At 68.1% G+C, this 3,978-nt stretch carries 5 protein-coding genes; 2 read left to right on the top strand and 3 right to left on the bottom strand.

The features are described from left to right. Positions 1–212 precede the first annotated feature (212 nt). Complete coding sequence (locus G3O06_RS46900) at positions 213–878, top strand: response regulator transcription factor (RefSeq protein ID WP_174968132.1); 666 nt, start codon at positions 213–215, stop codon at positions 876–878. Further along, positions 865–2,286 (top strand): sensor histidine kinase, encoded by a 1,422-nt coding sequence (locus tag G3O06_RS46895; protein ID WP_205820151.1) that lies wholly within the window; start codon positions 865–867, stop codon positions 2,284–2,286. The genes G3O06_RS46900 and G3O06_RS46895 overlap by 14 nt, the downstream gene beginning before the upstream one ends. Before the next feature lie 37 nt (positions 2,287–2,323). On the opposite strand, the gene G3O06_RS46890 is transcribed toward G3O06_RS46895, so the two are convergent. The 3 genes from G3O06_RS46890 to G3O06_RS46880 all read right to left on the bottom strand — a co-directional run. Next, positions 2,324–2,770: a hypothetical protein gene (locus tag G3O06_RS46890; RefSeq protein ID WP_205820150.1), complete on the bottom strand. Its 447-nt coding sequence runs from the start codon at positions 2,768–2,770 to the stop codon at positions 2,324–2,326. Between the two features lie 96 nt (positions 2,771–2,866). Continuing rightward, positions 2,867–3,631 carry an ABC transporter ATP-binding protein gene (locus tag G3O06_RS46885; RefSeq protein WP_174968130.1) on the bottom strand — a complete coding sequence of 255 codons (765 nt, stop codon included), beginning with the start codon at positions 3,629–3,631 and terminating at the stop codon, positions 2,867–2,869. Continuing rightward, positions 3,628–3,978, bottom strand: a 351-nt coding sequence (locus G3O06_RS46880; RefSeq protein WP_346779601.1) for an ATP-binding cassette domain-containing protein, incomplete at its 5' end; no start/stop codon positions are given. The genes G3O06_RS46885 and G3O06_RS46880, both read right to left, overlap by 4 nt.

Genomic DNA, 3,978 nt, shown 5'->3' with positions numbered 1-3,978 from the left:
TTCGCCGCACCGGCGAGCGCAGGCCGGCGGCGCGCTGCGCCGCGCGTTCGTCGCGCCCGTTTGCTGCTGCATGTTGCCGTCTCCTGTGGTTCTGGTATTAATGGCCGTCCTTGCAACTTCCGGCTCGACACAGGTTATCGACCGAGTCTGAGAAAATGCTGACATCCCGGCCTCGGGAAAACCCCTAACCCACCCACCTGCGAAACGGCACCATGCGCATTCTCGTCGTGGAGGACGATGCCGAAATCGGCGCGGCGATCCGCAGCCGCCTCACGCGGCTCGGCCATGCCGCCGATCTCGAAACCGACGGCGCGACCGCGAACGGGCTGTTGCGCGTCGAGCGCTTCGACCTCGTCGTGCTCGATGCGAACCTGCCCGGCATGGACGGCTTCACGGTGCTGCGCCACCTGCGCGCGTCGGGCAGCACGACGCCCGTGCTGCTCGTCACCGCGCGCTCGGCGATCGACGACCGCGTGAGCGGCCTCGGCCTCGGCGCCGACGACTACCTGGTGAAGCCGTTCGACTACCGTGAGCTCGATGCGCGCGTGCAGGCGCTCCTGCGCCGCAACAGCGGCCATGCGAACGACGTGCTGACGCTCGGCGGCCTCGTGATCGACCGCAGCAGCCGCCTCGCGGAACTCGACGGCCAGCCGCTGTCGTTGTCGCGCCAGGAATTCGCGCTGCTCGAAATCCTCGCGAGCCGGCCGCAGCGCATCTTCTCGAAGGACGAACTGCTGAACCAGCTGTTCAGCTTCGGCAACGAGCCGACCGCGAACGCGGTCGAGCAGTACGTGACACGCGTGCGCAAGAAGCTGCAGGGCAGCTCGGTCGAGATCCGTACCGCGCGCGGGATGGGGTATCAGATTGCCGCGCACTGACTGGTTCCCGAAGACGCTGTTCGGGCGCACGCTGCTGTTCATCGCGCTCGTCGTCGCGACCGGCGCGCTCGCACTCGCGGCGATCGCACGCTACTACGCGGGCGTCGCGGCCGAACGCGCGTACGACCAGTTGCTGGCCGGCGCCTCGATCCAGGTCGCGGAAAACCTCTACGTGCAGGGCGGCGTGCTCGCACTGAATCCACCGGTGGCCGCGCTGTCGACGCTGTCGCGCTACGACCTCGTCTACTACAAGGTCGTCGATTCGCGCGGCATCGTCGTGGCTGGCTACAACGATCTCGCGAGCCCCGCGACGCTCGCCGCCGCGAAACAGGGCCCCGCGTTCGCGAACGGCATGTACCAGGGCCACCGGATCCGCACCGCGACCATCGCGCGCTACATGCCCGAGGAAAGCACGCCGGGCTGGGCGCTCGTGACGGTGGCGCAAACCACCAACGCGCGCCAGCAGCTCACGAACGACATGAGTTTCAAGGTGTGGACGCTGATCCTGCTGATGAGCGTGCTCGCGATCGGCGCGAGCGGCCTCGCGATCCGCCGCGGGCTGCGCCCGCTCGCGCAGATCGGCACGATCATCGCCGCGCGCGACCCGGCCGACCTGCGGCCGGTGGCCGTCGATACGCCGAGCGAGATCGACGCGATCATCGGGTCGATCAACGGGCTGATGCGCCGCCTCGCCGAGCGGATCAACGCAATGCAGCGCTTCATCGCCGATGCCGCGCACCAGATGCGCACGCCGCTCGCGCGACTCGACGCGCAGATCGAGCTGCTCGACGGCGAATCCGATCCCGCGCGCCACGCAGCGCGGCTCGACGCGCTGCGCGCGACCTGCTCGGACGTCGGTCGGCTCACCGGGCAGCTGCTCAATCATGCGATGGTGATCCATCGCACCGAGGCCGTGCCGCTGCAACCCGTCGAACTCGTCGCGCTCGCGAAGGACGTGCTCGGCCGCACGATTCCGCTCGCGGGCGAGCGCGATGTCGCCGTCGCATTCGCGAGCGACGCGCCGCTCGCGTGGATCGACGGCGATGCGATCAGCCTGCAGGAAGCGCTGTCGAACGTGCTGCACAACGCGCTGCTGCACGGTCATGCGGACGACATCGTCGTGTCCGTCGCGACGCAACGCAATGGCGACGATGCGGTGACGCTGACCGTTACCGACAACGGCCGCGGGATACCGCGCGAACACTGGGATGCCGCGCTGCAGCCGTTCGTGCGGATCGCACCGGACGGCAGCGAGCGGCGCACGGGGTCAGGCCTCGGGCTTGCGATCGTGCAGGAAGTGATGAAGGCGCACGGCGGGCGCGTCGGGTTCGCGTTTCCCGATGCGGGCGGGTTTGCGGTAGTGCTGACGTTTCCGCGCGCGGCGGGGATCGGCGCAGAAAGGGCCTGAGCCGACCGGTGAGCGTCGGCTCGCGCGCGACAGGCGCTCAATCGTCGCTGTCGTCATCGAAGCGGTTGCGCTCCACGTGCCGCGCAACCACACGGTCCAGCTCGTCGTATTGACGATCGCAGAACAGCCGGCACAACGTGTCGACGTCCGCGCGCGTATCGACATCGATCGTATCGACGTGCTGCTCCAGCTTTCCCTTGCCGATTCCGAAAAGCCCCTTCTTCATCCGCATCGAGACGGCATTCAGCTGGAAGCCGTCCGCATGCGCGTCGCTCAGCGCGGTCACCCACAATTCCCGCTGATCGTCGGCATGCTGCAGCACGAGGCCCGGAAACGGCCCTTCCTGCGTGTCGTCCCATTCGGCATGCTGCGCCGCCCACGGGAACGCATCGAAAGCCAGCATGAACGACGCGTAATCCGTCGCGCCCTGCGGATCCAGCTGATCGAATGCGTAGCCGACTTTCTGAACGGAACAGGTCAACATGGCGCGGCGCTCCCGGTGGCGGTAATGGCGACTGAACGCCAATCTACCTGACAATCCCGCGTGCATCGCAGTTTTTTGCCACGCCCACCACGCCCGCTACGCCGCCACCGCCTCCCCGCCGAGATACGCATCGCGCACCCGCTCGTCGTCGAGCAGCGCCTTCGCGGGCCCTTCGAGCACGACGCGCCCGGTCTGCAGCACGTACCCATAGTGCGCGATCTCCAGCGCGAGGCTCGCGTTCTGCTCGACCATGAACACGGTCACGCCCTGCCGGTTGATCGCGTCGATCAGTTCGAGCACCTTGTCGACGTAGAGCGGCGACAGCCCCATCGTCGGCTCGTCCATGCAGATCAGCTTCGGCCGCGCCATCAGCGCCCGCGCCATCGCGAGCATCTGCTGCTCGCCGCCCGACAGCGTGCCCGCGCGTTGCGTCAGCCGTTCGCGCACCCGAGGAAACAGGTCGAGCACGCGTTCGTAGTCTTCCGCCACTGCCGTGCGGTCGCCGCGCGTGTACGCGCCCATCAGCAGGTTCTCGCGCACGCTCATGTCGCCGAACAGCCGCCGCGCCTCGGGCACGGCCGCGATCCCGCGCCGCACGCGCTGCGGCGTCGCGAGCGCCGTCACGTCGTCACCGTCGAAGCGCACGACGCCGCGGCGCGGCCGCATCAGCCCGAGAATCAGCTTCATCGTCGTCGACTTGCCGCTCGCGTTGCCGCCGAGCAGGCTGACGATCTGCCCGCGGCCGACTGCGAAGTTCACGTCGAAATGCACCTGCACCGGCCCGTAAAACGTGTCGAGGTGTTCGAGTTTCAGCAGCGCGTCGGTCATGGTCGTGTCGGGTCCGGAAGAATGTGCGGTCATGCGGCCGCCTGTGCCGTGCGGTCGGCCGGAACGCCACCCGCATGGCGGCGGCCGAGGTACGCCTCGATCACGCGCGGATCGTGCCGCACGTCGCGCGGCGCGCCTTCGGCGATCTTCACGCCGTTGTCGAGCACCATCACGCGATCGGACACGCGCATCACGAGTTCGAGCTTGTGCTCGATCAGCAGGATGGTCAGGCCGCGCGTTTTCAGCGACTGGATCAGCTGCAGCATCTCGGCCGTTTCCGTCTCGTTCATCCCGGCCGTCGGTTCGTCGAGCAGCAGCAGGCGCGGATGCAGCGCGAGCGCGCGGCCGATCTCCACACGCCGCCGGTTCGCATACGACAA

The organism is Burkholderia sp. Ac-20345, from assembly GCF_017104825.1.
GTDB classification, from domain to species: domain Bacteria; phylum Pseudomonadota; class Gammaproteobacteria; order Burkholderiales; family Burkholderiaceae; genus Burkholderia; species Burkholderia lata_B.
This window is presented reverse-complemented; position numbering and strand designations above follow the sequence as displayed.

Excerpts from the sequence above, each read along its gene's own strand:
- G3O06_RS46900 (WP_174968132.1), top strand. The coding sequence starts at position 213 with ATGCGCATTCTCGTCGTGGAGGACGATGCCGAAATCGGCGCGGCGATC.
- G3O06_RS46890 (WP_205820150.1), bottom strand. The coding sequence starts at position 2,770 with ATGTTGACCTGTTCCGTTCAGAAAGTCGGCTACGCATTCGATCAGCTG.
- G3O06_RS46885 (WP_174968130.1), bottom strand. The coding sequence starts at position 3,631 with ATGACCGCACATTCTTCCGGACCCGACACGACCATGACCGACGCGCTG.